The organism is Planktosalinus sp., assembly GCF_059864935.1.
The window spans coordinates 1-4,169 of the sequence record NZ_JCBCCK010000178.1 but is presented as its reverse complement, the minus strand read 5'-3'; the positions used below and the strand labels follow the sequence as shown (position 1 = coordinate 4,169).

The window sequence follows — 4,169 nt, the reverse complement described above, 5'->3', positions numbered from 1 at the left end:
ATGAAAAAATTAAAAATACTTATTTTGGCCAGTATCGGGTTTTTTGCACTGAATTCGTGTGAGACCACCGAGATGGATTTGATAGACAATCCCAATTCACTTACCCCTGATCAGGCCGATGTCAATTTCTTTATCAATGACATTCAGATTAGTTTTGCCAGGACTGTAAACACATTTGGCAATATTGGGAGTCAAACCACCAGGATAACATATATGCACGGTGGTGGCGGAAACTATAATACTGCTTATGGCTCTACCAGTTTCAATGGTGTTTGGTCAAGTTCATACCAACGTGTCATAAAAGACATCCGCACGATGAACGATCTTGCAGAGGAGATTGGATTAAGCAAGCACATAGGGGTTGGCCAGGTAGTTGAGTCCTTTTTAATGATGACCTTGGTTGATTATTTTGGAGATGTTCCCTATTCAGAGGCATTTGATGAGTTCAATCTTGATCCGGGTCTTGACCCCGCTGCATCGATTTACGCAGAGGTTATCAGTTTATTGGATCAAGCAATAGCAAATTTTGAATCAGACGGTCCACCACTGGCAACAGATTTGTATTTCAACAATCAGTTCAACAAATGGATAAAGGTGGCCAATACTTTAAAAATGAAGGCTTACATCCAGACTCGTTTGGTGAATAACAATGCCATTTCCAACTTTCAACAAATCGTTAACTCCGGTGATTATATAACAGACAACACAGACAATTTTGTGTTTAATTGGGGGGTTAGCACCAACCCTGAGTCACGTCATCCCGGGTTTGCGGCCAACTACCAAACTGCCGGGGCAGATGGCAACACTTATGCCTCAATCTGGTTGATGGATTTGATGATGAATGACAAATCGATCAAAGATCCACGCATTCGTTACTACTATTACAGACAGCGCAGTGCATTGCCCACCAGTGCCGCTCAGCAGTTTCAGTTGATTCGCTGTGCAGTGGAGCCCATCCCGTCCCACTATCAGGCTATTGGAGCAGTATATTGTTATCCCGGCTATCCCAACTCAGCTGATGCTGAAGGTTACTGGGGTAGGGACCACGGCAACAAGGAAGGACTTCCGCCAGACGGACGTTTAAAAACAGCAGTAGGCCTGTATCCGGTTGGCGGTCGTTTTGATGACGATGCATTTGCCGGAATTAGCAGCAGTGAGTTAGGTGCCCGAGGAAATGGGGTCACCCCGATACTACTGAGTTCAACAGTTGATTTTTGGAAAGCTGAGGCGGCTCTTTATGGTGGAGCAGGCAATGCAACCACACATATGGCCAATGGGATACAAAAATCCATTAGTTATGTCAGGACATTTACACAGAGACATGTAAATGCATTTGATGAAACAAAGATACCCGACGTAGCCGATGACGCCACATACATAGCAGAGGCCAGTGCTAATTTGACCGCTGCTACAAGCACAGCTGACAAACTGGATGTATTGGCCAAGGAGTTTTTTGTGTCGCTATACGGTAACGGCATAGACGCATACAACTTCTACCGAAGAACCGGAGCTCCGCGAGACGTGCAGCCACATATTGAGCCAAGTCCGGGTAGATTTATCCGTTCACATTTTTATCCGGCCAATGCCGCAAACAACAATGCAAGCATCGATCAAAAGCCGGATGTATCAACTCGTGTATTCTGGGATACCAACCCACTGGACGGATTCCCACAAAACAACTAAAAAAAAGAAAATTATGAAAAATATATTTTTTAAATCAACATTATTCTCTCTAGTATTACTACTCTTTGCTTGTAGTGATACTGAGACAACAACTGACTTGGTTTTTGACAACACTACCCACGGGGGTATCCTAAGAACATTGGAAATAAGTACTGATATTGAATATAATGACCCCAGTATTTTATTGTCTTATCTTCTTGAAGTTCAAGATTCTGAAGATGGCAGCTTAACTGATAGGGTTGAGGTTTATGCCAGTTTTATTGACAACGAAAACAACGGGCAGAACAACAAGGACGAAGTTTTACTTGCAAATATACCAAGTTCAGAGTTTATTTTAGGTGAAAGGTTACCTAGGATTTTTCTGGAAATAGGAATATCTGAATTGGAAAACGCTCTTTCTATGACTACTAATGACTATACAGGTGGAGATGTTTTTCCGATTAGGTTTGAATTAGTATTTAAAGATGGTAGAAGATGGAGCAATTACAACGCTTCTTCAACCGTTTTAGGAAATCAATTTTTTGCTTCGCCATTTGTTTATAATTCAAATGTTGTTTGCCCTTTTAATAATCAGAGTTTAGCTGGTGAACATACGTTTGTTACCACAAATATGTATATTCCAGGGAGTAATCCTTGTGGAGGTACAGTTACCGGATCGGTAATCTGGGGTGATACCAACACTGAAGGGTCTTATACTACTAGCGATTTTTCATTTGGGTTGTTTGAGTCCTCTTGTTGGAATGATAGCCCTGCGACCTCAAATTCAGCCAGAGTTGTATGGTTTTGTAGTAATTTAAATACAGCTGGAGTTGATCAATATGGCGAAAACTGGACTTATGAGATAATTAGTGTAAATGGTCCTGAAATGGTTATAGAGTTTGTGAGCAGCTATCAAACGGGAGAAGGAGGTATTACTACTCTTACTCGAGCTGGAGGAGAAAATTGGCCTGTAATTTTTCAAGATTAATTGTTTTTTATTGTAATAATCAACCACCTTAAAGTCACTTTAAGGTGGTTTTTTATTTACCTTTGTTTTTTATGCAAAAAAATACCCAAATCATAGGAATTAGAGCTATTCTTGAAGCAATTCACGCAAGCACTACAATAGACAAAGTGTTTATTCAAAAAAACACTCAGGGAGAGTTGATGAGCAGTTTGTTAAAACTTCTTAAGCAGAAGGGCATTCAATTTTCTTATGTACCTGTTGAGAAGCTCAATAAAATGCATCGCGGCAACCATCAAGGGGCTATTGCTTCCATTTCTCCAATTACTTTTGTTGCGCTTGAAACCCTTGTGGAACAAACTTTTGCACAGTCAGACACACCTTTGTTTTTAATTCTGGATCAGCTTTCAGATGCCCGAAATTTCGGTGCCATATTACGCACAGCTTCCTGTATCGGTGTGCACGGGGTCATTATCCAGAAACACGGTGCCGCACCCGTTAATGCCGATACGGTTAAAACTTCGGCAGGGGCAGTGTTTCAGGTTCCCATTTGTAAGGTGGACCACATCAAGGATGCTGTGTTTTATTTACAATCATCAGGTGTTAAAGTTATTGCTGCCACAGAAAAAGCTTCACAAGCCTTCTACGATTTGGATTTAAAGCCCGCTATCGCCCTGATTATGGGTTCAGAAGACCGGGGCATCAATCCATCAGTACTAAAAACCACAGACGAGACAGCAAAATTGCCTATGCAAGGCGAAATCGCTTCGCTCAACGTTTCCGTTGCCTGCGGTGCAATGCTCTATGAAGTGGTGAGGCAACGGTTAAGTTAGAAGATATAACTACAAAGTTAGAAGTATAAAGCCAGAAGTGTTAACTTAGAAGGTTTAAATTTCTGAGTATCAAACTTTCCTACCAGTAAGCAGATTCCATAAACCAAAAACAGTACTGAAAAGGAAAACTTCTCAAGTAACTTTATGAACCCTGTGCCTTCCTTGTGAGATTTGTGGTTATATTGCTATACAATATCCGAAAAATAGAAAACATCATCACGATCACCCAAAGTTTGAGAAGTGAAGAAACTTGAAACTTGAAACCTGAAACTTGAAACCATTAATTATCTTTACACCTTGAAATAGAATTTTCCAAATGAATTTACAGCAAATCATAGAAGTTAAAGCCAAAGAAGCCTTGCTTACATTATACAACACTCAGTTACCATCAGTGGAGTTTCAGGCCACCCGGAAGGAATTCGAAGGTGATATTACGATAGTTACTTTTCCAATGTTGCGGTATAACAAAACCAACCCGGAACAATTAGGCAATGAACTTGGAGCCTTTCTAGTCGAACATTTACAGGAGGTTTCTGCATATAACGTGGTAAAAGGTTTTTTAAATCTGGTGATTTCAGACAGCTATTACCTCGATTTTTTCAGAAAGATAAAAGACGATGAGGACTATGGATTTCAGTCACCAAGACCGGGAGACAAAGCCATGATGGTGGAGTATGCTTCTCCCAACACTAACAAGCCGTTGCATTTGG

General features: G+C 40.8%; 3 protein-coding genes and 1 pseudogene. All 4 read left to right on the top strand.

Annotated features, from left to right (window positions below; translation table 11 throughout):
• A partial coding sequence (locus tag AC6F75_RS06650) for a SusD/RagB family nutrient-binding outer membrane lipoprotein (RefSeq protein ID WP_500714174.1) occupies nt 1-1,683 on the top strand: 1,683 nt, incomplete at its 5' end.
• Between the two features lie 13 nt (nt 1,684-1,696).
• Nucleotides 1,697-2,650, top strand: a complete 954-nt coding sequence (locus tag AC6F75_RS06645) for a hypothetical protein (protein ID WP_500714172.1) — start codon at nt 1,697-1,699, stop codon at nt 2,648-2,650.
• Between the two features lie 71 nt (nt 2,651-2,721).
• Nucleotides 2,722-3,459, top strand: a complete 738-nt coding sequence (gene rlmB / locus AC6F75_RS06640) for a 23S rRNA (guanosine(2251)-2'-O)-methyltransferase RlmB (RefSeq protein WP_500714171.1) — start codon at nt 2,722-2,724, stop codon at nt 3,457-3,459.
• A 316-nt stretch (nt 3,460-3,775) separates the two neighbouring features.
• Nucleotides 3,776-4,169 (top strand): annotated as a pseudogene (locus AC6F75_RS06635) (arginine--tRNA ligase); the annotation flags it as partial.

Excerpts from the sequence above, each read along its gene's own strand:
- rlmB (WP_500714171.1), top strand. The coding sequence starts at position 2,722 with ATGCAAAAAAATACCCAAATCATAGGAATTAGAGCTATTCTTGAAGCA.
- AC6F75_RS06645 (WP_500714172.1), top strand. The coding sequence starts at position 1,697 with ATGAAAAATATATTTTTTAAATCAACATTATTCTCTCTAGTATTACTA.